This is a genomic window from Psychrobacter sp. ANT_H56B, assembly GCF_008369245.1.
GTDB classification, from domain to species: Bacteria; Pseudomonadota; Gammaproteobacteria; order Pseudomonadales; family Moraxellaceae; genus Psychrobacter; species Psychrobacter cryohalolentis.
Window position 1 is genome coordinate 69054 of the sequence record NZ_VOBF01000010.1, and the last position, 25593, is coordinate 94646.

Annotated in this window: 20 protein-coding genes and 4 tRNA genes; 13 read left to right on the forward strand and 11 right to left on the reverse strand. The window is 41.9% G+C overall.

The genetic code is table 11. The features are described from left to right. Positions 1 to 86 precede the first annotated feature (86 nt). A complete protein-coding gene (locus FQ082_RS11430; RefSeq protein WP_149493181.1) occupies positions 87 to 1724 on the reverse strand; it encodes a carbon-nitrogen hydrolase family protein in 1638 nt (545 codons plus the stop codon). A gap of 533 nt (positions 1725 to 2257) precedes the next feature. Between FQ082_RS11430 and FQ082_RS11435 the strand changes: the two genes are divergently transcribed. After that, positions 2258 to 2890: a BLUF domain-containing protein gene (locus tag FQ082_RS11435; protein WP_149493182.1), complete on the forward strand. Its 633-nt coding sequence runs from the start codon at positions 2258 to 2260 to the stop codon at positions 2888 to 2890. Positions 2891 to 3037: 147 nt separating this feature from the next. On the opposite strand, the gene FQ082_RS11440 is transcribed toward FQ082_RS11435, so the two are convergent. Beyond that, positions 3038 to 4480, reverse strand: coding sequence for an FAD-binding oxidoreductase (locus tag FQ082_RS11440; RefSeq protein WP_149493183.1), 1443 nt, complete (start codon positions 4478 to 4480; stop codon positions 3038 to 3040). 399 nt (positions 4481 to 4879) lie between these two features. On the opposite strand from FQ082_RS11440, the gene serA reads away from it, so the two are divergent. Both serA and uraH read left to right on the forward strand, forming a co-directional pair. Further along, complete coding sequence (serA, locus tag FQ082_RS11445) at positions 4880 to 6106, forward strand: phosphoglycerate dehydrogenase (protein ID WP_011512778.1); 1227 nt, start codon at positions 4880 to 4882, stop codon at positions 6104 to 6106. Between the two features lie 410 nt (positions 6107 to 6516). Continuing rightward, positions 6517 to 6948, forward strand: a complete 432-nt coding sequence (gene uraH / locus FQ082_RS11450) for a hydroxyisourate hydrolase (protein ID WP_223145361.1) — start codon at positions 6517 to 6519, stop codon at positions 6946 to 6948. Between the two features lie 113 nt (positions 6949 to 7061). On the opposite strand, the gene FQ082_RS11455 is transcribed toward uraH, so the two are convergent. The 4 genes from FQ082_RS11455 to FQ082_RS11470 form a co-directional block, all read right to left on the reverse strand. Further along, positions 7062 to 8120 carry a rhodanese-related sulfurtransferase gene (locus tag FQ082_RS11455; RefSeq protein WP_149493184.1) on the reverse strand — a complete coding sequence of 353 codons (1059 nt, stop codon included), beginning with the start codon at positions 8118 to 8120 and terminating at the stop codon, positions 7062 to 7064. Between the two features lie 268 nt (positions 8121 to 8388). Beyond that, complete coding sequence (locus tag FQ082_RS11460; RefSeq protein WP_149493185.1) at positions 8389 to 8970, reverse strand: tetratricopeptide repeat protein; 582 nt, start codon at positions 8968 to 8970, stop codon at positions 8389 to 8391. Between the two features lie 402 nt (positions 8971 to 9372). After that, on the reverse strand, positions 9373 to 9990 hold the full coding sequence (metW, locus tag FQ082_RS11465; RefSeq protein ID WP_149493186.1) for a methionine biosynthesis protein MetW: 618 nt from the start codon (positions 9988 to 9990) through the stop codon (positions 9373 to 9375). Continuing rightward, positions 9987 to 11309 carry a homoserine O-acetyltransferase MetX gene (locus FQ082_RS11470; RefSeq protein ID WP_149409147.1) on the reverse strand — a complete coding sequence of 441 codons (1323 nt, stop codon included), beginning with the start codon at positions 11307 to 11309 and terminating at the stop codon, positions 9987 to 9989. Before FQ082_RS11470 ends, metW begins: the two co-directional genes overlap by 4 nt. Before the next feature lie 512 nt (positions 11310 to 11821). Here FQ082_RS11470 and hemH point away from each other — a divergent pair. Next, complete coding sequence (gene hemH, locus FQ082_RS11475) at positions 11822 to 12841, forward strand: ferrochelatase (RefSeq protein ID WP_149493187.1); 1020 nt, start codon at positions 11822 to 11824, stop codon at positions 12839 to 12841. A gap of 86 nt (positions 12842 to 12927) precedes the next feature. On the opposite strand, the gene FQ082_RS11480 is transcribed toward hemH, so the two are convergent. The 5 genes from FQ082_RS11480 to FQ082_RS11500 form a co-directional block, all read right to left on the reverse strand. Beyond that, positions 12928 to 13284, reverse strand: a complete 357-nt coding sequence (locus FQ082_RS11480; protein ID WP_020442752.1) for a hypothetical protein — start codon at positions 13282 to 13284, stop codon at positions 12928 to 12930. 211 nt (positions 13285 to 13495) lie between these two features. Beyond that, positions 13496 to 14284: an SDR family NAD(P)-dependent oxidoreductase gene (locus FQ082_RS11485; RefSeq protein WP_149493188.1), complete on the reverse strand. Its 789-nt coding sequence runs from the start codon at positions 14282 to 14284 to the stop codon at positions 13496 to 13498. A 118-nt stretch (positions 14285 to 14402) separates the two neighbouring features. Next, positions 14403 to 14933, reverse strand: coding sequence for a hypothetical protein (locus FQ082_RS11490; RefSeq protein WP_149493189.1), 531 nt, complete (start codon positions 14931 to 14933; stop codon positions 14403 to 14405). 192 nt (positions 14934 to 15125) lie between these two features. Next, positions 15126 to 18092, reverse strand: coding sequence for a DNA polymerase I (gene polA, locus FQ082_RS11495; RefSeq protein WP_149493190.1), 2967 nt, complete (start codon positions 18090 to 18092; stop codon positions 15126 to 15128). Positions 18093 to 18331: 239 nt separating this feature from the next. Further along, a complete protein-coding gene (locus FQ082_RS11500) occupies positions 18332 to 18745 on the reverse strand; it encodes an organic hydroperoxide resistance protein (RefSeq protein WP_149493191.1) in 414 nt (137 codons plus the stop codon). Positions 18746 to 19031: 286 nt separating this feature from the next. Here FQ082_RS11500 and FQ082_RS11505 point away from each other — a divergent pair, with 286 nt between their 5' ends. The 9 genes from FQ082_RS11505 to FQ082_RS11545 all read left to right on the forward strand — a co-directional run. Further along, complete coding sequence (locus FQ082_RS11505) at positions 19032 to 19922, forward strand: hypothetical protein (protein ID WP_149493192.1); 891 nt, start codon at positions 19032 to 19034, stop codon at positions 19920 to 19922. A 157-nt stretch (positions 19923 to 20079) separates the two neighbouring features. Beyond that, positions 20080 to 21675: a peptide chain release factor 3 gene (locus FQ082_RS11510; RefSeq protein ID WP_011512790.1), complete on the forward strand. Its 1596-nt coding sequence runs from the start codon at positions 20080 to 20082 to the stop codon at positions 21673 to 21675. Between the two features lie 189 nt (positions 21676 to 21864). Continuing rightward, on the forward strand, positions 21865 to 22719 hold the full coding sequence (locus FQ082_RS11515) for an RsiV family protein (protein WP_149493193.1): 855 nt from the start codon (positions 21865 to 21867) through the stop codon (positions 22717 to 22719). Between the two features lie 82 nt (positions 22720 to 22801). Beyond that, entirely contained in the window at positions 22802 to 23935 is a 1134-nt protein-coding gene (locus FQ082_RS11520) for an FHA domain-containing protein (RefSeq protein ID WP_149493194.1), read from the forward strand. Between the two features lie 491 nt (positions 23936 to 24426). Then, positions 24427 to 24502 (forward strand) — tRNA-Thr (locus FQ082_RS11525). A 67-nt stretch (positions 24503 to 24569) separates the two neighbouring features. After that, positions 24570 to 24653, forward strand: a tRNA-Tyr gene (locus tag FQ082_RS11530). An 85-nt stretch (positions 24654 to 24738) separates the two neighbouring features. Next, positions 24739 to 24812, forward strand: a tRNA-Gly gene (locus FQ082_RS11535). A 117-nt stretch (positions 24813 to 24929) separates the two neighbouring features. After that, positions 24930 to 25004, forward strand: a tRNA-Thr gene (locus FQ082_RS11540). 483 nt (positions 25005 to 25487) lie between these two features. Then, positions 25488 to 25593, forward strand: a 106-nt coding sequence (locus FQ082_RS11545) for a GTP-binding protein (protein ID WP_262498216.1), incomplete at its 3' end; no start/stop codon positions are given.

Below are 25593 nucleotides of genomic sequence, written 5' to 3' on the forward strand. Positions count from 1 at the left end.
TTTATAAGCCGTTTTTAATAGATAAAAATATACGGCTGAATGGTCAGCCGTATTATTCAATACATTAAGGATTTTAGTCGAGATGATTAAGGTTTTTGGGCGCGGTCTTGTAGTGGATCGCCAGTGAGCACACTACCTGAGTTTTCACGGCGCTCTTCATCACTCAACTTGCTCGCTGGAATTTTGGATTTTCGCTTCCATTTTAAGCTAAATAAGTCATCACGGCGATCAAGCAAATTGTGGACCGAACCTTCGTTACGGACGTGAGTGAGCTTGTCTAAATTCACATCTGAAAAGAAAACCATCTCAGTGTTGGCCGTCGTTTCTGCCATAATCGCGTCATGCGGGAATGCAAAATCTGACGGTGAAAAAATAGACGACTGCGCGTACTGAATGTCTAAGCTCTCAACTTGCGGTAAGTTACCCACTGAGCCACAAATCATCACATAACATTCGTTTTCAATGGCTCGCGCTTGAGCACAGTGGCGCACACGTAAGTAGCCGTTTTTGGTATCTGTCCAAAAAGGCACGAATAAAATATCCATATCGTCGAGCGCCAACAAGCGGGCAAGCTCAGGGAATTCAACATCATAACAGACCAAGATACCAATACGACCAGCATCCGTATCAAATACTTTGACCTCATCACCGCCTTCGATGACCCAAGCGCTACGCTCATGAGGGGTAATATGGATTTTGCGTTGCTCTTCTACCGTACCGTCGCGGCGACATAGATAACTGACATTGTACAGCGTGTCGTCTTCATCTAGTAATGGCATGGAGCCCATAATAACGTTAACGTTATAGCTGACCGCTAAATGCGATATTTCGTTTTTAAACCACTCGGTATAACCTGCCAAAAAGCGAATCGCAATGTTTTGATCGGTCGACTCACACAAACCCATCAATGGCGCGTTAAAAAATTCTGGCAAGCAGGCAAAGTCTGAGTTGTAATCAGCCATAACGTCGACAAAGAATTCAACTTGCTGCAACAGCTCTTCTGGCGACTCAACTTCACGCATCTGCCACTGGATACCGCCGATACGCACTTCAGATTTGCGCGTATTGGGCTTATAGTCTTTTGGCTCATAATAAATATTTGCCCACTCAAGTAAGGTCGCAAAGCCTTTAGACTGTTTGTCATCTGGCAAATAAGCGGTCAAAATACGCTTGACGATAAAACCATTCGATAATTGGAAGGAAAGCGCAGAATCATGAATTTCGCGTGAGGCAACCGCATCGATATAGTCACCGGGCGTTAAATCTTGATGGTTATGGTAGTTTGGAATACGACCACCAGCTAAAATAGCTCGGAAGTTCAACTGACGACAAAGCTCTTTACGGGCATCATACAGCCTGCGACCCAAGCGATAACCACGATATTCAGGGTCAATGAGAGCGTCTAAACCATAGATAGCATCGCCTTCAGGATTGTCTCTGATAATCTCTTTATGACCAATCAAGTCATCATAGGTATGTGGATTAGAGAACTTTGCATAATCAACGCGCATAGATAATACGATACCAATCAGCTCGTCATGATCAAATAAAGCAATCTGCCCTTCTGGGAAAGCGTCAATCAAAGTATGAATTGTATTCTTTGACCATGCGCCGCCTAAATTGACATAGACTCGATCCATTAACGCTTTAAGTTGCGGGTAGTCTTTTTTCTTAATCTCAGCAATCGTTAAATGAAAGTCTTCTGGTTTTTCTATCTTACTCATAAAATTCCTGTCTGTTGTTTCTGTATGCGGGTGTTAATAAGTGATATTGATAAATGAAGGTAAGACACATCTTGTGATTAATTTTTATATAAGTGGGATAAATAACGGCAAACTTAAGTCTCAACTTAAGGACAAGGTTTCGGCATAACAATGTTGAGAAAAATATACCAATAGGCTGTGAGAATCGTTACAATCATTTATCTGTGTATTTACAATAAGTTATAAGGATCGTTTCTCATATGATCTATTTTAATGAGGCATTTTTATAAGTTTGCAAGTGGCTCTATCGCACTTCAAGGGTGCTTTGGCTGCCTTTTGACGTACATTGACTGCTGATTATAGTTTTATTGAAGTAAATGTCGACTGGTATGATATCAAGCTCGTCAGCTAATGACAGTCAAACGTCGTAAAGATTTGCTAGGTTTTTGTGAGTCTTTCTGCCTCGTCGAGACATCATTTGATAAATTTATACTTAATTTTATTTGGTTGTTTTTCCTTGCTCATATTTAATATTAACCCGTTAGGAATTTTTAATGACGCCTGAAATTCATACTGCTGCTTTTAGAACATTAGATGACATTGAAGATACTGCACTGGTGCAATTGGTGTACGTCAGTAGCATGACGCTTAGTTCGCGTTTTAGCACGACGATATTCGAAGAAGTAGAAAGTCATGCGCGTAATTATAATCAGCAGCAGGGTATTACAGGCACGTTATGCTATGGCAATGGGCATTTTTTGCAGTGCATTGAGGGTGAAAAGGCCAGAGTACTGACGCTAATTAAGCGTATATATGTCGATACACGTCATAAAAACATTCAAGTGCTATTAGTGCAAGTCATCAAGCAGCGCAGTTTTTCTGATTGGCGTATGCGCTTACTGTTTTTGGAACGTTGGTTATGGTCACCTGCAACCAAAAAACAAGCGGCACAGCTATCACCGTTTTTGCCATTTTCGCCCCACGATTGGAGACCCGATCATACCGAATTATTCTTACAAGTGATCAAAAATTTTGATACGCCGCCTCATATCAATGCAGCGGGCATCACTTACAATGCGCTAGGTAATATGGTGCGCCATGTCGCTGCGCCGCATCAGGCTTTTTTAGTTATTCAGGGTTTTTTGAGTGTGCTGCTCGTCGCAGGTTTAGCGCTGCTGTATGTATAGTTTATGCTACTTTAGAAAGATATAGGTGAGTCACTTAAATATATCGTACTAGTGTTATTTGAGCATAAAAAAAGACGCTAATCTTATCGATTGCGCGTCTTTCTATTTATCTTTAATAATTAAAGATATATCAGGAGTGAAAACGCCTTACATATCGAAAATCTTACCACGGTTCATAATATTATTCGGATCAAAGACTTTTTTGACTTCTCGCAGATAATCAATCTCAGTCTCACTGCGGCTATAATGTAGATACGGCTTTTTAGTCATACCAACGCCATGCTCAGCAGAGACTGAACCGCCATATCTTTGCACTGTTTCAAACACGTGTTTGTTGACGACTTGACACTCGCTGAAGAAATCGTCTTTACTCATGTTCTCAGGCTTTAGGATATTTAAATGCAAATTCCCATCACCGATATGACCGAACCAACAGACTTCAAAGTCAGGGTAGTTGCTACTGACGATATGATCAATCTCAGCGATAAACTCAGGGACATAGCTTATTAGTACCGAGACATCGTTCTTATAAGGGGTAAATACTGAGATGGTCTCAGAGATGTATTCGCGCAGCTTCCATAGCTCTTCAGCTTGCGCAAGGCTTTGACTCATTACCCCATCGACGACCCAACCTTGCTCCATGCAATCTTCAAATATCGCCATGGCTTTATCCATGATCGGCTCGTACGGTGCTTCAAACTCTAGCAGCGTATAAAACTTGGTACGTGATTCAAATGGCTCTTGTACTTGACCGTGTGCCATTAGTTTATCAATCGCCACATCATCAAAGAACTCAAACGCCGTTAAATCGATCTTTGCTTGAAAAGCAGACAGCACGTTCATGACATCATTAAAGCTGTCCATGCCTAAGACCATGACGTTTAAGTCTTGCGGCTGACGCTCAAGTTTGATTTGTGCATGAGTGACAAAGCCGAGCGTGCCTTCGCTACCGATAAACAATTGACGCAAATCATAACCCGTGGCGTTTTTAACCATACCGCGATTAAGCTGCAAGATATCACCTTTACCGGTCACCACGGTCAGCCCCATAATCCATTGACGGGTCATGCCATAGCGGATAACTTTGATGCCGCCAGCATTGGTGCCAATATTGCCACCGATTTGACTGGAGCCTGCTGAGGCAAAGTCGACAGGGTAGTAGAGGTCTTTTGATTCGGCAAACTGTTGTAATTGCTGAGTGACCACACCGGCTTCAATCTCAACCATACGATCGGCGGGATAGAATTGTCCGATATGGTTCATCTTATCCATACTGACCACAATCTCACCATTGGCGGCAACCGCACCTGCGGATAATCCCGTACGACCGCCACTTGGGGTCAATACCACATCATGCTCATTAGCAAGTAATACAATTGCTTGTACTTGCTCAGTAGTCTTCGGAAAGACGATAGCCGCAGGTGCGGGTGCAAAGTGCTTGGTCCAGTCTTTACCCCAATGCTCTAAGCTTTCGCTATCAGTTTTGATTTGGCTGGCATCAAACTGGTGGGTATCAAGCAGAGCGCTGAGGATGGTTTGAACAGCAGCTGCATGGGTTTCAGATAGGGTTTGGCTAGATAAAGAAGTCATGGTCAAATCTCGGTATCAACGTGAGTGCTATGCATAGAGGGGATTATTATGGGAATTATCATATAACCAAATGGCTATAACTAAATGTGTTTAATGGTGTATGTTATTAAGGGAATATTAACGATGTATATTATTGCAATTTAATAGTCGTCGCAATCGTAGAGTGTTATTAGTTTGCCTCTGTATATGCGTACATAGCATAAAGAAGGGGTGCTTGCTCATTTGGATAGCAGGATTCACTATAGCATAAAAAGTTTTCAGGATTGATAACCAATAATTCATCTAATCTGCTAACATCGTCGCCCAATTTTGTGTAAGATATCCAGACTCTTTTCGTTTCATTCATCCAAGCTTATCCCTCAGATGATTTTTATAAGACAATTATAGGACAGTTCTCACATGGCGTTATCACTCCAAAAAGACAAAATCCGGTTTTTATTGCTTGAAGGTCTGCACGACAATGCTTTAAAAGTATTAAAAGATGCTGGTTATCAAAACATCGAAAATATCAGTCATGCATTGGATCAAGATGAGCTGATTGAAAAGATTAAAGATGCTCATTTTATCGGTATTCGCTCGCGTACGCAGCTGACGCGTGAAGTACTTCAGCATGCACATAAGCTTATCGGCATTGGTTGCTTTTGTATTGGTACCAATCAAGTAGATTTAGATGCTGCTCGTGAATTCGGGATTCCGGTATTCAATGCGCCATTCTCGAACACCCGTTCGGTCGCTGAGTTGGTACTTGCTGAAGCCATCATGCTCTATCGCGGTATCCCTGAAAAGAGTGCCACTGTACATCGCGGTGGTTGGGGTAAGTCTGCGACTAACTCACATGAAGTACGTGGCAAAACCATCGGTATCGTCGGTTACGGATCTATTGGCTCGCAGCTGTCTGTATTGGCTGAAAGCTTTGGTATGAAAGTTATCTATCATGATGTCTTGACCAAACTGCCACTAGGTAATGCAGTACAAGTAGCTAGCTTAGAAGAGCTGTTATCTACTGCTGATATCGTGACTTTGCATGTACCTGATCTACCAAGCACACGCTACATGATGGGCGCGGCGCAGTTTGCGCATATGAAAGACGGCAGCTACTTTATCAATGCTGCGCGTGGTACTTGTGTCGAGATTGATGACCTTGCTGCCGTGCTTGAATCTGGCAAAATCTTGGGCGCTGCAATTGATGTGTTCCCAAAAGAGCCAAAATCTGCTGATGAAGAGTTTGAATCACCACTGCGTAAGTTCGATAATGTCATCTTAACCCCGCATATCGGTGGCTCAACGCAAGAAGCACAGGCAAATATTGGACTGGAAGTTGCAGATAAGTTTGTGCGATATTCTGACCAAGGCGATACAGCAACGGCGGTCAACTTCCCAGAAGTATCGATTCCGTTTAAAGAAGGCACGCATCGCCTGCTGCATATCCACAAAAACGTACCAGGCGTCCTGTCGCAGATTAACCGTCTGTTTGCTGAAGCAAATATCAATATCTTGGCGCAGAGCTTGATGACGGAAGGCGATGTTGGCTATCTCGTTATGGATGTCGATTATAACGACTCAACCGCTGCTTTAGATCAGCTAAAAGACGTTCAAGAGACAATTCGTGTGCGTATTTTGTTTTAAGCATATCTGTATTTAATTAGAATTTATCGTTGTTATATCAATAGCAGGCAATTTAATAAATTGTCTGCTATTTTTTTGACTTAAATCAAGCAATTGCATCGTTCAATCACGGTATTGATGCTTTTTATATATGAGTAAAACAAACTATAGCTAATGTAAGTTTTACATTCATTATACTTATTTTTATATAAGTTAACATTATCTTAATTATGGGGTCTTATTGATAATCTAAACTACACCAGTACATTAAGCCTATAATGATAAATATATTTTTAATGAACAACATGATTAATTATGTCTTCGAGGTAAATCACGGTTATGTTCTGCAGATAAGCATACTTAAAATAGTAAATAGCTTGCTGGAGAATGTAATTCATTTGACACATACAATTGACTGGATAGGATGATTCATGAAAAACAACTTACTCAAAGCAGCTACGCTAGGTAGCGTATTGGCTATGACGGCGACAGCGAGTTATGCAGCAGGCGATCAAAACAAGTATCAGTTATCTAGCCATATTTTAGATATTAGTACTGGTAAGCCTGCGCCAGACGTGAATGTAAGATTGATGATGCAAGAGAAGACTGGCAGTTGGAAATTGGTGAATACGCAAAAGACCGATGCCAATGGTCGTATTGGGACTTTTCTGCCAAATGACGCTGGCGTACAACATGATGGTACTTATAAGCTGATTTTTGAGACCACGCCATATTTTCAGAATCAAGGTTTGAAATCTTTCTATCCGTATGTTGAAGTGAACTTCAATATCGAAGGCGACAATCATTATCATGTGCCAATCACTTTGTCAGCATACGGCTATAGTACCTATCGCGGTAGCTAAAGTTGTGATGTTAAGACCTAAAGATAATTAAATGCGCAAAAAAGAGATGCCCCGTTAAGTGATTAACGGGGCATCTCTTTTTATCGCATTTTCCATGTCCCTAAGGCGTCAATTTAGCCAGCTTTAGTTTTATTGGCTGCGTCTGCTTGATGGCGAGCTTCGATCTTAGCTGCTTTGCGCTTCTCAATGACATCAATGACGTCACTACCGATATGGGCTTCACCACGTTTTTGTGCCAATTGCATTTGATGCTCGCGCTCACGAAAGCGTGCTTTTTGCTCCTCAGTCGCTTTGTCGATGCAATGCGGACATGACTCACCCTTTATGTAGGCAGAGCTTTGCATCTCATCTTGCGTAATCGGCATACGACAGGCAAAACACTGCTCATAACTACCTTTTTCTAAGTTGTGATTGACTGAGACACGGTTATCAAAGACGAAGCAGTCACCTTCCCACATAGAATCGCTGGCAGGTACTTCTTCTAGATACTTTAAAATGCCGCCCTCTAAATGATAAACCTCTTCAAAACCTTGCTCGCGCATAAATGCCGTTGATTTTTCGCAGCGGATACCGCCCGTACAGAACATGGCGACTTTTTTATGCTTGCTTGGGTCTAGCTCTTTTGCCACGTATTCTGGGAATTCACGAAACGTTTCAGTATTAGGGTTGACCGCATTTTGGAACGTACCAATTTTTACTTCATAATCATTACGCGTATCAATCAGGATGACATCAGGATCTGAGATAAGCGCATTCCAGTCGCTTGGCTTAACATAGCGCCCGACCGATTGCAATGGGTCGATATTCTCTACGCCCATGGTGACGATTTCTTTTTTAAGCTTGACCTTAGTTCGATAAAAAGGCTGAGCATTGGTATAAGACTCTTTAAAGGTAAAACTGCCAATCGCTTTGATACTACGCAGATAGTCTAGGACATTATCGATACCTTGGCGTGTGCCAGAAATGGTCCCGTTAATACCTTCGCTGGCAATTAGCAAGGTGCCCTTGACGTCATTGTCGAGCATAGTATTTAAAATTGGGTCGCGGTACTTTTCAAAGTCAGCAAAGCGCGTAAACTTATAAAGAGCGGCAACGACGATATTATTGGTGACGCTGTCGTATTCGGTCGCATGGGTTGATGCTTTTATGTTATCAGTCTGTGAGGTACTCATATTTTTCTCCTGCTGGCTAGGTCGCAAACCTAGTGCATTGGGTTTAATGTGCTTTTTATCATTAACGGTTAAAATGAGTTGGTAAGATTCATAACACTAGCACGATTGTGGAATTGGCTAATGCGGGCGTAGTGTAACAAATTTTAGGAATATTTTGGGTGTTTTATCCTTCTTAAGCCAGATATAGGCGATGATAAAAATAGTCAATAAAAAAGCCCAGTAAAATACTGAGCTTTTTGCATATTCATTGTATAAAGTAAATTAAAGCTTATTTACTCTGAAACCAAGTATCTGCTTTGCTGCGAGCACTAGCGATATCAGCACTGGATAAGTTTAATGCCAATTGACCAATTTTGCCACGGGCTTTATTACGGACTTTTTCATCGAGCATGCCATCACGGGCAGCCAAATCATACCATTTATAGGCATCGACTAGATTTTTTTGCTTTTCATCTAGCAAGGCAAGCGTATAGCTAGCACGATTATCACCACGCATAGCGGCTTTTTCTAGCCAACCACGCGCTTGTTGTAGGTTTGGTTGTACACCTTCACCGCGCAAGTACATGATGGCTAAGTTAAGCTGAGCAGGGGCAACGCCTTGCTGAGCCGCTTTGGTATACCATTGAACCGCTTGTTTAGTATTTTGAGCAATGCCTTCGCCTTTTTGCAAACGCTTGGCCAGATAAAATTGAGCATGATCGTTACCTTGAGCCGCGCGATTAGATAGCTCGCTAATAGGCATTAGCTCAAAACGTGACGTATCAAGTGGTACGTTTGATATTAACTCAGCGTTGGCAAAACCTGCACAAGAAAGAATGGCAGTAAACAACGCAGCTTTTAATAATTTCATAGCAGCTCCAAAATTAGGCAGTTAATAAGCAAAAAAAATTGTCCCGCTAAACATTGTCTTGCTAAAGACAGTTAGACGGCGATAACAATTAGGCGACATCTTGCAAGACCAACTTACCTAATTATTAGCAATATAATTAATCGTTATCATGTGTCAATAGATTCCAATAAAGCCGACAAACGGTATTAATCGGGGTGCAGTTGACACTATTTCGCTAGCTTAACACCCAAACTTACGAAACTCAAATACTAATTACACGATTTACTGCCTATCTATACCTCGTTGTCCTCAATAAAATCATAGAGTTACTTAGGTGTAAGAATAGATTAAGACTCTATTAAGGTTAAAATTGTACTTATGGGTGTCAATATTACTTTTAATAAGAGCTAGCAGTAGCAAATATCATTTAGTGTTTTGTTTGGTGACGCGATAAATAGCGACATCTGCCAATAGGTTTGGCGCTTGTCTTATCAATGCTGTCATCAACGGTGAATGCCCTTTTTCAGAATCACTGACGGCAAAACGATTGATAATATGAATATCATGCTGCGCGCACAGTTTCTCAAAATCTTTAAAGGTGCATAGATGAATATTTGGGGTGTTGTACCATTCATAAGGCAGCGCTTCTGAGACCGGCATAATACCTTTCAAACCCAAATGTATTCGGTTCTGCCAATGGGCAAAATTAGGAAAAGTAATAACCGCTTCACGAGCGACGCGCAGCATATCAAGCAACAGTATATCGGGCGATTTGACTGCTTGTAGTGCACGTGCCATTACTACAGTATCAAAACTATTATCAGCGAAACGCGCCAAGCCGTCATTCAAGTCTTGCTCAACAATGGATAAACCATTAGCGATGGCTTCATTGATTTTGTCCTCGTCAATCTCAAGTCCATAACCCGTTACGCCGCGATTTTGCTGTAAATGAGCGAGCAGTTCGCCATTACCACAGCCTAAGTCAAGCACATGTGAGTGTGGGGCAATCCAACGCTCAGCCAATTGATGATCCATTCTCATGAGCGCGCTCCTAATGTTTTTTGACTGTTTTGGTCGCGGTTATCAGTCATAAATGGTGCATTTAGGAAGCCTTTGACAGCGCCCATATAACGCGGAATATCAAATAAGAAAGAATCATGCCCGTGCGGCGCATCGACATTGATATAGCTGACCGGTTTACCAGTCGCCATCAGCGCATCGACAATCTCTTGTGAGCGCTCGGGAGCAAAACGCCAATCCGTGGTAAATGACACAATCAGATACTGGCATTCAGTATGGGCAAAGGCGGCTTTCAATGCGGTCAGCTCTTGATGATTGCTTGCACTTATGTTGTCGATATCCGCACTGTCCGCTAAAGTATTTGCTAGCTCGTCTTCGCTACTATCTGCTTTTACAGACTCAGCAAGGGACGAGGCTAAAGATTCTGGCGACGAATCTATAGCAGACTCTAATGGATAATCCCGTGTCGGGTCAAAATAATCTAGCGCTTTGGTCATAAGCAAATAGGTATTGGCATCGAAATTTTCGCTAAAGCGCTCACCTTGATAGCGCAGATAGCTTTCGACTTGGAACTCAACATCATAGCCATACATAAACTTGCCGGACTTTAAATCACGGCCAAACTTGGCTTTCATCGCATCGTCAGTCAGATAGGTAATGTGTCCTACCATTCGCGCAAGGATAAGCCCTCGGCGAGGGTAAGTACCTGCTAGCAGATAGCGTCCGTCTTTAAAGTCAGGATCAGATAAAATAGACTGGCGTGCCACCTCATTAAAGGCAATATTTTGCGCAGACAGCTTGGGCGTACTGGCAATAACCACGCAACGTTTTAAACGGTTTGGGTAATCTACTGACCATTGCAGAGCTTGCATACCGCCCATTGAACCACCGACGACGGCATGCCAGACGTCAATGCCCAAGCGATCTGAAAGCATGGCTTGGGTCTTGACCCAGTCTTTGATAGTGACCAGAGGAAAGTCAGGTCCATATACTTGTGCTTGACTGCTATCTGGATTTATTGTCGTGGGACCAGTAGAGCCAAAGCAGCTACCGATATTATTAACGCAGACCACAAAGAATCTATTGGTATCGATGGACTTATTGGGTCCGATCATATTGTCCCACCAACCAGCTTTTTGATCTTCATCGCTATGAAAGCCTGCTGCGTGATGACTGCCTGATAGGGCATGGCAAATAAGCACAGCGTTTGACTTGTCGCTATTAAGCGTACCATAGGTTTCGATAATCAAATCGAATGATGGTAAAGTGCGATTACACTCTAGAGTTAATGGCTCAGCGAAATGAAGAGTCTGGGGCGTGACGACTCCGACTGAGTTCAATAATTCCTCAGTGTTGATTGAGCTTTTAGCATTGCCTTTAGCATTGCTTTTATCTGTGGCGGACTGGTCACTGGTATTATCAGGGCGTGCGTTCAAAGCTACCTCACAAGACAACAATCATCAATAAAATAAGAAGGACACTGTATCGACAACTCGTTTTGCCGATATTTTTAAATGGTTTACTAAAAGCGTTTTATCTACACTGTTTTTTTGACCATGTGCTTGCCTATTGTAGGGCGATGCGCATATGAGTACAACCTTCAAGCGCAGCCTTTCATACTTAGTTTTTATGTTATTAAGCCAATCGAAAAAAAGGCTGGGTCATTGCTACAGGTTTTAGGCGCTATCGACGTAGGCGAGTAGTGATAACTGCGTGTCAAATTGTACAAGGACACTTTTTCCATGCGTTATAAAGGGTTAAAATGCTACACTAACGGCGTGCTCATTGAATACTGTCTTAACAATCTTTTGTAGAGCTTCCTTCATCAACTTAACCATAAAACAGTGCTGCTATGAAACCTGACCTGCCTCCCCGTATTGCCGTTTTACTTGTCAACCTTGGTACGCCAGATGAACCGACCGCGCCAGCTGTCCGTCGTTATCTCAAACAGTTTTTGTCCGATCCGCGCGTGATTGAAATCCCAAAATTCTTATGGGCGATTATCCTCAATCTGTTTGTGCTGCCAAGTCGCCCGAAACGGGTAGCAGAAGCATATGCCAGTATTTGGGATGGCGATTCGCCGATGCGCAATATTCTTAACGCGCAAGTTGAGATGTTAGACAAGCGTTTGGCTGACCGTGCTGCGCCATTTCGCGTGTCTGTTCATGCCGCGATGAGCTACGGTAATCCGGGTTTGCCTGATGTCATGGATCAATTGCGTAGCGAAGGGGTTGACCATTTCGTCATGTTACCCGTGTTTCCGCAGTATTCGGCGACTTCAACAGGTGCGGTTTATGATGCGATTACTAAGTGGTCGCTGAAGCAGCGTAATTTGCCCAATATAACGATAGTCAAAGATTACTTTGCTCATCCTTTATATATTAAAGCATTAGCAGATAGCATCCGTCGTTTTCAAGCGGTACATGGCAAGCCTGAAAAGCTCATGTTTAGCTTTCACGGTATTCCGCAGCCTTATGCTGATAAAGGCGACCCGTACCCCAAACGCTGTAAATGTACGGCGGCACAAGTGGCTCATGAGCTTGGGCTAAAACCAGATGAATGGATTATCAGTTTCCAGTCACGCTTTGGTAAGCAAGAATGGATTAAGCCCTATACCGATGTGGTACTCAAGGAGTGGGGCAACTCAGGTGTGCGCTCGGTACAGATTCTTAGCCCTGCGTTTTCGGCAGACTGCTTAGAAACGTTAGAGGAATTGGCTATCGAAAACCGCGAGACTTTCCTGCATGCTGGCGGGCAAGAATACCATTATATTCCAGCGCTCAACGCTGATGAAGCACATATAGACTTGTTAGAGGCAATGAGTGCGCCATTGGTAAAAGGTTGGGCAGGGATTCTGGATGGTTGGGCATAAACGTTTTTAATATCAAATGAATATTCAAAAAAATACCGAACATCACGTTCGGTATTTTTTTATCAATAATTTTCTAAAAGTACTATTTAAAAGTCATTGTCATGGCTTAGTTTTGCCGCGTCTTTGTCAGCAATGTCGGCAATACTGGGGTAATGGCTATCATCTAAATTCTCTTCAACCAGCAACTCATCAATACGTGATTCATCGATATTTTGATGATGTACAGGGGTAAGACCTTGAGTTGCATCACTTCCGACTTGCGAATTATTAAATCCTGCATCATCGTCAAAGTCATCATTGTCGATAACATGCAGCATAGGATTGTCTAAATCGACCTCTTGGCTACCTTGGTTATCTTGACCTTCATCGATATCATTATCAATATTTTCATCACCTTCGATGTGATTCATCTCTTCTGGTAGCGGGGTTTTTGAGTGTTCCATACTGTCTTCCTTAGTTTTTATAGTTAACAAGCCTAGTAGGGTTTAAAGGTGGTCGTATAGCTATTTTGTCCGCTTATCATCATTGCCTCTAGTAGTAAGGTGTCACAGGATGTTAAAAATATGTACGAAGGTTGCTTATTTAACCGTAAAAAAACGGCTGCCAAATCTTGGTAGCCGTTTCAATATTGTCATGTTACTTTATAATCTAAATTTATTTAGTACCGATTTTACTATTGATAAAGCGCATTAATGAGTCAGGTGCGACTTGCGAGGCTGTATGCAGCATTTTAGCGGGAAAGCCAATAGGATAGTGAGTACGTGACAGTTTGCGATTCGGCTGAGCGCTTAATTTACACAAGGTTTTAGCTACATCGTCAACGGTTAGATTGATGCCCAAACGGTCGATACTGGTGACCTTGATGTCTTTCGTCATGTCGGATTTTACCCACAATGGCATGACATCAATCACTTTGATACCTAGCTCAGCGTATTCAATGTTTAGCCCTTCGGTTAAACCGCGGACAAAGAATTTACTGGCAGAATAAGGTGCCACTTCAGATTGACCATATATCGCTGAGGCAGATGAGAGATTGATGATTTTGGCGTTTTTGCTGTCGGCTAAATGCGGCGCTAGCTTATGACAGCCGATGAGCACACCTTTACAATTGATATCAATCAATGACAATTGCTTGTCCAAGTCAGTATTGGGCAACGCGCCACTCACCAATACGCCAGCATTATTAATCAAGACATCAATACCACCAAAATTCTCCAGCATATGATCGATCGCCGTATCCCATGCTTCAGGGTCAATGACATCTAGATGACCATGAACGAGACGATTGCCTTTTAGCGCTTTTTTAAAAGTTTTATCATCAATCGCACGCTCAAGCTCAACCGTGTCAATATCAAAAAGACCGACGCTATGACCTTTTGCGAGCAATCGTTTTGCTGTCGCTAGACCGATACCGCGTGATGCACCCGTAATGAATATATTCATAATGACTCGCTTAATGATTGATGATAAATGATGCCTGAAAAAATGCGCTAATTTTTAGTATAGCAAACTCTCTATTAAAAGTTAGCGCTAAGACAAATGCTATCATGACCAGTGATTGCTACGCTTGGCATGATGAATAGCGCTTATTAAGTGGCAAGCGTCTTTCAAACATAAGCGGTTTGAAACGCCATATATAGGTCAATGCAATCGTGTAAACGCCAGTTTCTGCCATTTCTTCAACGATCTCTCCCAAACCTTGAGGAATCATAATCGCGTTTTCGCCCATATATTCTAATAACGCCAACCCCACTATCATAAGATATAAATAAACCGGCACCGATTTTAATACTGCCCAGAGATAGCGCCAGGTATACGCTAATAAACCCACGATAAGCAGATAAACTATAAGCAGCACCGCATCTTCCCACCAGTCATAGGACTGATTTAACAGTGAAAAATCGCTAGCAATAAACAACTCGGGTAAATAGTTTAATTCGCGACGGATCACCGCAAAAAACGTCAATACTGATGCCAGCCAAAAATAAAGACTTTGCTTGCTTTCACTCTGCACTACATATTGCACGCAACGTAATATACAGGCTATCAGTAAGATAATGCCGGGGATTTCGATAATGCCATCTGCAGCCAAAATAAGCGCTCCTGATTTTTAGAATAAAAAAAGTGAGCGCTAAGGCTCACTTTAGACTAAAAAATAATTTGGGAAAAAATAAGATAGGTTTATTATACCGACAATTATAATACGCGACTGTTTTTTTTAGTTTACGCTGCGAGTGTCAAGTATCTTAAATAACATTAAACCTACTTAAAATCTCCTTACGAATCAATGCGCCTCATCCCAATTCTGACCACTATCCGTCTCAACCAATAGCGGCACTGCAAAGTTGACGTTCCAGCCTTTTTCAACCGCTGTTGCTGTTAAGACATCTTGCATAGCATCAGTAATCAATTGGCTTATCTCATCGACCTTGTCAGCATCGACTTCGAACACCAGCTCATCATGAACTTGCAGTAGCATTTTTGCCTGCTCTTTAGGTAGTACTTTATCGACGGCAATCATAGCAAGCTTAATCAAGTCAGCTGCAGAACCTTGTAATGGTGCGTTAATCGCTGCCCGTTCAGCGCCTTGTTTGACCATGCGATTGCTATGATTGATATCAGGGGTATAAAGCTTACGACCCAATATGGTCTCGATATAGCCATGCTCATAAGCGCTGGCACGAGTATTGATCATATAGTCTTTGACGCCAGGGTAGCGCTCAAAATACATATCGATATAGTCTTGCGCCTCACTACGACTCATCTGTAACTGTTTGGCTAGTCCAAAGGCGCTCATGCCATATAGCAGACCAAAGTTAATGGCTTTGGCATTACGGCGCTCGGTTGCTGTAACCTCTGCGACCTCTTTTCCTAGTACTTCGGCGGCAGTGGCGGCATGAATATCTAGCCCTTCATTAAAGGCATGAGTTAGATTTTTATCACCTGAGAAATGCGCCATCAAACGCAGCTCAATTTGCGAATAATCCGCCGCTAATATGACTCGACCTTCTGGCGCAATAAATGCTTGACGAATCAAGCGACCAGTAGCGGTACGAATAGGAATATTTTGTAAATTGGGATCAGTCGAAGATAAGCGCCCAGTACTGGTCAATGCTTGATGATAGCTGGTATGCACACGGTCAGTCTTGGCATCTGCTACATTATCAAGCGCATCGGTATAGGTGCTCTTAAGTTTAGAGAGTCCGCGATACTCTAGGGTGATATCGACCAAAGGATGGTCGATTTTTGATAAGACGGCTTCACCGGTAGAATATTGACCAGTTTTGGTTTTTTTGCCACCCACGACGCCAAGTTTATCGAATAACATCTCGCCAAGCTGCTTAGGAGAGCCAAGATTAAACTCTTCACCGGCGACTTCGTACGCACGTTTTTCTAGGGCAATGATTTCTTCATCAAAGCGTTTAGATAGCTCGTTTAAAAACGGACGCCTAATTAAGATACCGTTTGCTTCCATTTGGCACAGTATTTCCGCTGTTGGGATTTCTAGCTCGTGTAGCAGCTTAGCGTTATTGGTATCATCAGCAAGCTTTTGACTAAACAGCTCAAATAATTGATAAGTAATGTCAGCATCTTCACAAGCATAGTCGCTAGCAATATCAATCGCTACTTGATCGAAACTCACTTGCTTAGCGCCTTTACCAGCAACATCCTCAAAGCTAATGGTCTGCGTTTGCAGGTAATGCCGTGCCAAATCATCCATACCGTGACGGGTAATCGCCGCATTAATTACATAACTGGCAAGCATGGTATCCATTGCCCAATTGTTGGGCTTGTCATGAATATTGCCTAAGAGGTTTATATCATAAAGGCTAAGAATATGGGCATCATACTTTAAATGTTGACCGATTTTACCGATGTTTGGGTTTTCTAAAATAGGCTTTAAACGCGCCAAAACGGTATCGCGGTCGAGCTGTTTTGCTGTTAATTCATCGCCTTCTAGCGCATGAGTCAGCGGAATATAATAAGCTTCGTGTGCTTGCACAGCAAAAGACAAGCCAACCAATTCAGCCTGACGCCAATAGACACTCGTGGTTTCGGTATCGATAACGAAATGCGGCGCAGATGCTAACAATTGAACTAAGTTGTCAAAGGCAGACTCGTCTAAAATAGTATGCCATGCTCTATCATGAATTTTGCTATCGGTAATATCACCGATGGTGCTTGATTGTAGGGATTTAGCGATTTGCGCTTGCGACTCAGCATCAGCCTGACTATGAGCAACACTTTGCGTGCCATGCCCATTAGCGTTGGCTGGATGATTAGGGTGATCAAGTGACGCTAGCTCATTTCTAAATTCGAGCTCACTATATAGCTCACGTAGCTCATCGATGTGGGCGCAAGGATCAGTGTTTATTTTTAAATCTTGCCAGTCTTGCCCCACTTCTAAATCAGTAACAATGGTTGCCAGCTGCGCGTTCATTGGAATATCATCGGCATATTCGAGCAAGTTTTTGCCAGCACGTCCTTTGATATTGGCGACGTTTTTGAGCATATTGTCGATAGTGCCATATTCATTTAACAAGTCTTTGGCGGTCTTTTTACCAATACCGGGCACGCCTTTGATACCGTCAGAGGAATCGCCCATCAAAGTTAAAAAATCAATCATTTGCTCAGGATTGATACCGAATTTTTCGACCACGCCAGCGCTATCAGTCATCTTGCCTGTGAAGCTATCTTCTAGTATTACGCAATCATTAATCAGCTGCATCATGTCTTTATCTCCAGTTGAGATAACCACGTGATGCCCTTCGGCAACTGCACGATAGGCGAGCGTACCGATAATATCGTCCGCTTCTGCGCCTTCGATACGTAACAGTGGAATCCCAAGCGCGGTGACCAAACGATGAATATAGGGAATCTGCTCGGCAAGCTCGATATCCATTTTTGGTCGATTGGCTTTGTACTCTTCTGACATAGCATGACGAAAGGTTGGCGATTTGGTATCAAAACAAACGGCCATATGGGTTGGGTGATAGCGGCGCATCAGCTTTAAAAGTGCATTGAGCGTGCCACGTATTGCATTGGTGACTAGCCCTTGCGAATTCTGCATGGTTTTTGGCAGCGCATGATAGGTACGAAACAGATAATAAGAGCCATCGACCAAAATAAAAGGTGGCTGGTTTTTGTCCACATGCGTGGTGTCCATTGTCGCCACATTGGGCATCGTTGCAAAATTCGGTAGCATATTGGGATTAATAGGCGAGTGGGAGTTGTGATCGTTGGCAGTCATAGAGAGTCACTTATCAGGTTTTGGGTCGCAAGTATTGGTCAGTAAATATTTTGCAGTAAGTATGGGATAAAAAGATACCCTCATTATAACGATAAAAGCGCTGCGTGCCGAATAGATGATGAATGAATAGAATGCATAAACAGTTATGATGTGTAGGACCTAAAATGATAATTCATAAAAAAAGAACCCAGATCAACTGAGTTCTTTTTATCATTGTAACTATTGTAGTTACTAGAAATTTATTTTACTTCTGAGGTTACTTCGCTATCGACATTACCATGGGTCGCTTTAGAATATGGGCAGACCTTATTGGCTTTCTCAACCAATTGCTGAAACTCATCCGCTGATAACTCTGTATTTTCACCGATAACGTGAATTTTAACGGCCAATTTAAAGTCTAGACCTTCACCTTTAAGCAAATCTACTGATACTTCAGTAGTAGAATCAAACTTTGCTTTTTCTGCCCCTTTGACGGCACCAAGTGCACCATCAAAACAAGCAGCATAGCCCATAGCGAACAGTTGCTCTGGGTTATTACCGTCTTTACCAGAACCGGGTGCAACCATATTGATGGTTAAATCGCTGTCTTGTACGCTAGCTTTACCTGCACGGCCACCAGTGACAGATGCTTTAGTCGAATATAGGGTTTCCATAATGTATCCTTTTATATAAATTGTTTTCCATCATTTCTAGATAGTATTTTTGAGTCTTGTTATAGCTAGTTATAAAATAGCCCATCTAGCATACCAGAGGATAAGGTAAGCTTTATATAACGGCAGTAAAAGTATGCTATGAATTTGTAAGTTTACCTTTTAAGTTTATGAAACAAAACCTAAGTTTGCTATAACTCATCGTTACAGTAGGGTAAACTAGGGACATAAAGCAGAGATAACGTACTTGTAATGATTGATGCCAGCATTTTATAAAGGACGCCGGACAATGAATAAATTGATAATAACCCCTATTGCACTTTCATTATTGGCGTTTGCGCTGATAGGCTGCGGCGAGGGTGAAGATGCTATTTTTGGTTCAGGCGGTAGTAATAAGTTGACAATAAGTACTATAGAACGCAGCTCAAATGCGATTGCACGTATTGACACAACTTATAATACAGGCGCCCGTAGTGTTAAAAAAACCAATATTGTAGGTAGCTATAATCAAAACCTAGATGATTTAGATATGTCAGTAGTATTGGCAGATAAATTCGAAGGAACCCTTGAAGATAAAAACATAGAAGTGAAAGATCGTGTTGTTAAACGTCCTATTTATGAGAAAAATAGCAGCAATAAGCTCAAATTTGAAACCAGCTATAGAACCCTTAATTTATCAGGTGTTAATGCGCGTGATTATAATGCTGGTAATAGCTATGTAAATCGTCGGGGTATTTTTACCGATTTAAACAACTATACTAAGATACCGAGTAATATTGGTTTTCCGAGCGGCTCTGTATGTTATATCCCCGTGATCACTAGTGAGCGCTCGTTCTTCGTCTTTGATGCCAAGGATAAGACTGGATTTAGAACGCTGGACAACTGGGTTAGTGATGCTGAACAACGCTTTAATGATAAGCGTCAATCTAGTACGACTAGAATCAATATCGGTTCCAACAATAGCCAAAAGACAGCACAGGTTAAATTCTTTGCCGTTAATAATGACCCAGAGTATATCTATAGCGGTGTAGATTATGACAGCAGCATCTATGAAGCCGATTTTGTTGATAATGCTGCACCTATTCCAAATGAAGACAGCATACGTGGCGTAGTCGACTGTACGATCGTTAATAAAGTTGCCGCCGACTTTTTAGCCACGCAAATCACAAAATATTATTAAGCTTAAAAAGTCATGAACACTCTCTATTTGCTTGATAGAGAGTGTTTTTTTATACGCTAATTCTGCACCTTGACATTAAATCCGCTACAATATGCCCATTGTTTACACTATTTATTTAGATTGATTTCTAAATGACACAACGTTGAAGCCAATAATTATGAGCGTAGATCCAAAGAAATTAAATAAAGAAGTGGCCAAGCGCCGCACCTTTGCCATCATCTCGCATCCTGATGCTGGTAAGACTACGATGACCGAAAAGCTGCTGCTATGGGGTAAAGCGATTCAAGTAGTGGGCGAGGTCAAAGGTCGTAAAACCGACCGCCATGCGACATCTGATTGGATGAGTATGGAGCAGGAGCGTGGTATTTCTATTACCACTTCGGTCATGCAGTTCCCTTATAAAGAACATATGGTCAACCTGCTAGATACACCGGGTCACGCTGACTTTAGTGAAGATACCTATCGTACTCTGACCGCTGTAGACAGTGCGCTGATGATGGTCGATGGCGCAAAAGGTGTCGAAGAACGTACCATCAAATTGATGGAAGTTTGCCGGATGCGTGATACGCCCATCATCTCATTCGTCAATAAACTTGACCGCCAGATTCGTGAGCCGCTTGAGCTATTGAGTGAAATCGAAGCGGTATTAAAGATTAAATGTATTCCCGTCACTTGGCCTATCGGTATGGGACAGGATTTTGTTGGTGTCTATCATTTAACCGAAAACAAAACCTATTTTTATGAGAAAGGTCATGGCGGTGATATGACGGTCGCTGAGACGCGCGAAGGCTATGATTATCCTGATATCCGTGAGCGCTTAGGCGCTTTAATGTTCGCCTCGTTTGAAGAGTCATTAGAATTGGTACAAATGGCGCTAGAAGATTTCGATGTTGACGAGTTTTTAGCCGGTGAGATGACACCCGTATTGTTCGGTACAGCGCTAGGTAACTTTGGCGTCAATATGGTACTTGATACTTTAATCAAATATGCGCCGCCACCAAAAGCGCATCCGACTAATGAACGTGAAGTAGCGGCGACTGAGACAACGTTTAGTGGTTTCGTCTTCAAGATTCAGGCAAACATGGATCCGCGTCATCGCGATCGCATTGCATTTTTACGTGTCTGCTCAGGCAAGTACGAAAAAGGTATGAAATTAAAGCATGTACGTTTAGGTAAGGACGTACGTATTGCTGATGCCTTGACCTTTTTAGCAGGTGACCGCGAAGCGTTAGAAGAAGCCTATCCGGGTGATATTATTGGTTTACACAATCATGGCACCATCTCTATCGGCGATAGTTTCACTGAAGGCGAAGAGCTCAACTTTACCGGTATCCCGCATTTCGCCCCTGAGCTATTCCGCCGTGTTATTCTAAAAGATCCGCTTAAATCAAAAGCCCTGCAAAAAGGTTTACAGCAGTTGAGTGAAGAGGGAGCAACACAGGTCTTTATGCCGCAGATTAATAATGATTTAATCTTGGGTGCAGTTGGTGTACTACAGTTCGAAGTGGTCGCCCATCGTCTCAAAGAAGAGTACAAAGTACAGTGTATCTTTGAGCCAGTATCGATTGCGACGGTACGCTGGATACATTGCGATGACGAAGTAGCGTTAGCCAAGTTTAAGCGCAAAGCCCATGACCAACTATCGCTAGATGGCGGTGGTCATCTGACTTATCTTGCGCCATCACGGGTGAACTTGCAGCTGATGCAAGATCGCTATCCAGAAGTGACGTTTAGCAATACGCGTGAGCACTAAAATCCATTATTCCACTTTGCTTAATCTTAAAAGACACGTTATCGTGTCTTTTTTATTAGCTTATCAAACAGCGTATTATTGATTTTAATCCTTATGATTCTAGAAAAAACACGAACAGTGTTCCTACAATATAGGACAAAGGTTACGGTAGAATATCAGTAAATCTTATAGATATATTAAAGAGGCTATATGAAAACTGCTAATCAACGTCCTATTATTGAGTCACAATCAGTCCAGCAATCTTCTACGGATGCGGGTAGGCTGCGTTTATTGTCAATAGTAAGTAGTGCGTTGCTGTTTGGCACGTTAAGCTTCTCAGCATATGCCGGTAGCCTTTTTAGTAGCACAGAGTATCTCGATTATCAGTTACCCAAAAAACTACAAGAAACCTGCACGGCGCGTGATAACTGTCCGGAAATTGAAGTTAAATATCTTAAAACCAATCACAAATGGATAAACGATATCACCAATCAGCGTATCAATACGCTGGTTGTTAATAGTAAACCCTCCGAATCTGCGCCTATCACTACCAAAGCCACTCCAGCTGCTGTCAAAAGCGCGCTTGATGGTTTTGCTGCCTCGCAATTTAATGAGCTACCGAGAGACAGTGTGTTTGCTTACAGCCTAACGGTGACACCTGAATATGTGGGTCATATTAATGATTTTGAGACGTTCGAGATAAGCTCATATGTCTTTACTGGCGGCGCACATGGAATGCCGTATAGCGAATATCTAGTGTTTGATCAAAATACGAAAAAGCAAATAAAACTGGTGGATATGCTGCAAAGCAGTAAGAAGCCACAGTTTAAGGCACTTGCCTATAATGCGTATAAAGACTGGGTGAAAACGGTCGATAAAGATGTGAAAAACTACGAAAAAAATTGGCCATTTACCTTAAGTGATAACGTGACATTGACGGATAAAGGGATTGATATTCGTTATCAGCATTATGCTATCGCTCCCTATGCCTATGGTATGCCAGTGCTTAGCATTCCTTATAATAAGCTTGGCGGTATTATACAACCGCGCTTTATCCCTAAATAATATAGCTATAAACGTCAGATACAATAGGATGGATCAGCTGATGACCATCATGAATATTTAATAATAAGTAAGGAGTCATCGCATGACAAACGATATCGATAATATGAATGCCGCAACGACCAATACATGGCAGTTGAATGCCTTGACAGAGGCACTTGGTGATCTGACATTAACAGTCACTGACAGCCTCTCTGTGGGCCGTGGTAGTGATAATGATCTGGTACTAGGTAGCAAGCAAATTTCACGCAATCATGCACAACTGAGTGTCTTAAACGGTCAGCTATACGTAAAAGATCTAGAGTCGTCAAACGGCACTTTTATTAATGATGAGCGTATCGCTGCCAATGAATCGAAGCAGTTAGCAGCAGAGGATACGCTTGGGTTTGCAAGCTTTATTTTTCAGGTAAGTAAGCCAGTGGCTGCTACTGTTATTCATGAGCAAGTAGAGATTGATAAACCAACGTTAATGTTGAGTCCTGATACTGAGATAGCACCTATCGTTGAAGCAGAGCCAGTCGTCAAAGAAACGATAATCGAAGAAATATTACCTGTCGAAAATTCTTTAGAAGCAATGCCTATTGCTGCTGTGCAAGCAGAGCCGATTGTTAGCGCTGCTCAAACAGATGAGCCAGTGATTAAAGAAACAGGCATCACTGATATCTTATCCGCCGCAGATAAAGCTGAACCTGTATTGAGCGAAGTAGAATATAGTCCTACTGAAACTTCAAGTATCCCTAGCGTGGCTGCTGAGCCCGAAGTAATAGAGTCTATCCCAACCGAAACTACATCAATGCCTTCTGCTCATCAAGAATCACTTGTAGAGCAGCCCGTCTTAGCTGATGAGCCTTTGCTACATAAAGACGCTGTATCCGAAACCCTTTCAGAAACGTCTCCTGTAAGTGAGGCGCCAGTCATTGAAGCAGCTATTGAGCCAGAGCATGACAAAACCACTAAGACGGCCTTGCAAGAAGAAGCAGATCCAGATGTACTGCGTGCTAAACAGGCAGCCACTTCACAGTTTTCGGGCACAGCCAATCTAGGTCAATCTCGCGATTTGGGTACTACAGGCAATAATGCGATGGATCAAGCACTGGATAACCCTGCCACTACTGGAGCAGTTGAAAAGAAACCGAGTGGTAGTTGGTTTATATGGGTTTTTGTCGCGATTATTATTATTGGCTTAGCCCTATGGTTGTTTAATACAGGCATGGTATAGCCAATTTTTAACAAGAGAGCTATCTTTGTTTATTTAAATAATAAATTGGCCAACTGGTAAAAGTTGTAGTTGATTTGCTTTAAGATATTTTTGCTTTAAGAGATTAGTACTATGTTAGGATAAATTTTGCATCGCTTTAAATAGTAATTTTATAGCGAACAAGTTTTATCTTAGCATCGCAGGAATCACAAATTTTAACGGTATCTTTTAAAAATTCTGCCGCTGATAAGCATTAGCGCTTGGCAGGTTTACATAATTATTGAAGGTTTCTAGCAATGAATAACCAATCCAAAGAAGTTAAGTGTCTAGGTTTTTTGGCTAAAAGATAGACCGTTGGAATAAGAGCAGTAAAAGTAGCTATTTTCAAAAAATAAAAACCCTTTTATAATCAGTTGTTTGAGATTTTTTATTAAAATAAAGTCAAAAATACTAAAAAAGGGCTTGCGCATCTCAAAATATTTGATAGAATAGCCACCACTTTGAGAGAACAAGCCGACTTAGCTCAGTTGGTAGAGCAACTGACTTGTAATCAGTAGGTCGCCAGTTCGATCCCGGCAGTCGGCACCATCTCTCTCAAAGTAGCTTTTTATGAATATGTCTTAAACTAAAGCCATTTTTGTTTAAAGCAACCTAAGGTGGGATTGGGGAGCGGTCAAACCCAACAGACTGTAAATCTGTCGCGAAAGCTTCGAAGGTTCGAATCCTTCTCCCACCACCATATTTTTCTAAGTTCGTCTTAGCGCCAAGCATACTCTATATCAATACATGATTCTTTATGAGAGTCAACCCAGATAAGAGTAAATGCGGGTGTGGTATAATGGTAACACCTTAGCCTTCCAAGCTAATGACGCGGGTTCGATTCCCGCCACCCGCTCCATATATGTACCATTGCACAAATCATCAATACTCATCACGACAGTCAGTTATTATTGCTGTATCGTGATATTTTTTTTAGTGCAACTTAGTGGTTGGCTGCTGTAGTTGTTAAAAACATGCTCATATAGCTCAGCGGTAGAGCACTCCCTTGGTAAGGGAGAGGTCTTGAGTTCAATTCTCAATATGAGCTCCATTTATCGTTCCATTATTTATATTCGCTTTGCTAGTGCTTGTCCATAGCTCAGTATTGGTATCAAAATTATAAAATATCGAAAATTATACATACAGTGTGGCAGAGAATAATTCAAAGGTGACACTGAGGTGTTGCCTTTTTGCGCTGTCAGTTTATTAGTAGTTGTTATCTTTATCTAATAAATGAGCTGTATAAAGAATTAAATGAATAAGAGTTAGATAAAGTAGTGCAATAGCAGTACTGTATATTAACTTGTCATGTTCAACAGATTGAAAAGCACGTATAATGCCCCTATTTATACGCTTAACAGCTAAAATATCGAATACAAAGATAGTATAGCGTTATAGCTAGTATTTTAATAAATATTGGTTTAATAGAAAAAACACAGTGTCAACGGTTTGATGGTCATACATCATAAGCCGTCAAACAGTTATTTACCGATCTTTGATTGATAAATATTCACCAAAAAAAGAGGAAATACCCATGGCAAAGGCCAAGTTTGAACGTCTAAAACCACATGTTAACGTCGGTACCATCGGACACGTTGACCACGGTAAAACCACCCTTACCGCTGCAATCGCAACCGTAG

Bases quoted from the DNA above. Each gene is read 5' to 3' on its own strand.
- hemH (WP_149493187.1), top strand. From the start codon at position 11,822: ATGAAACCTGACCTGCCTCCCCGTATTGCCGTTTTACTTGTCAACCTT.
- FQ082_RS11485 (WP_149493188.1), bottom strand. From the start codon at position 14,284: ATGAATATATTCATTACGGGTGCATCACGCGGTATCGGTCTAGCGACA.
- FQ082_RS11455 (WP_149493184.1), bottom strand. From the start codon at position 8,120: ATGAGTACCTCACAGACTGATAACATAAAAGCATCAACCCATGCGACC.
- FQ082_RS11500 (WP_149493191.1), bottom strand. From the start codon at position 18,745: ATGGAAACCCTATATTCGACTAAAGCATCTGTCACTGGTGGCCGTGCA.
- serA (WP_011512778.1), top strand. From the start codon at position 4,880: ATGGCGTTATCACTCCAAAAAGACAAAATCCGGTTTTTATTGCTTGAA.
- FQ082_RS11440 (WP_149493183.1), bottom strand. From the start codon at position 4,480: ATGACTTCTTTATCTAGCCAAACCCTATCTGAAACCCATGCAGCTGCT.
- FQ082_RS11430 (WP_149493181.1), bottom strand. From the start codon at position 1,724: ATGAGTAAGATAGAAAAACCAGAAGACTTTCATTTAACGATTGCTGAG.
- metW (WP_149493186.1), bottom strand. From the start codon at position 9,990: ATGAGAATGGATCATCAATTGGCTGAGCGTTGGATTGCCCCACACTCA.
- polA (WP_149493190.1), bottom strand. From the start codon at position 18,092: ATGACTGCCAACGATCACAACTCCCACTCGCCTATTAATCCCAATATG.
- FQ082_RS11460 (WP_149493185.1), bottom strand. From the start codon at position 8,970: ATGAAATTATTAAAAGCTGCGTTGTTTACTGCCATTCTTTCTTGTGCA.
- FQ082_RS11520 (WP_149493194.1), top strand. From the start codon at position 22,802: ATGACAAACGATATCGATAATATGAATGCCGCAACGACCAATACATGG.
- FQ082_RS11515 (WP_149493193.1), top strand. From the start codon at position 21,865: ATGAAAACTGCTAATCAACGTCCTATTATTGAGTCACAATCAGTCCAG.
- FQ082_RS11435 (WP_149493182.1), top strand. From the start codon at position 2,258: ATGACGCCTGAAATTCATACTGCTGCTTTTAGAACATTAGATGACATT.
- FQ082_RS11480 (WP_020442752.1), bottom strand. From the start codon at position 13,284: ATGGAACACTCAAAAACCCCGCTACCAGAAGAGATGAATCACATCGAA.
- FQ082_RS11505 (WP_149493192.1), top strand. From the start codon at position 19,032: ATGAATAAATTGATAATAACCCCTATTGCACTTTCATTATTGGCGTTT.
- uraH (WP_223145361.1), top strand. From the start codon at position 6,517: ATGAAAAACAACTTACTCAAAGCAGCTACGCTAGGTAGCGTATTGGCT.
- FQ082_RS11510 (WP_011512790.1), top strand. From the start codon at position 20,080: ATGAGCGTAGATCCAAAGAAATTAAATAAAGAAGTGGCCAAGCGCCGC.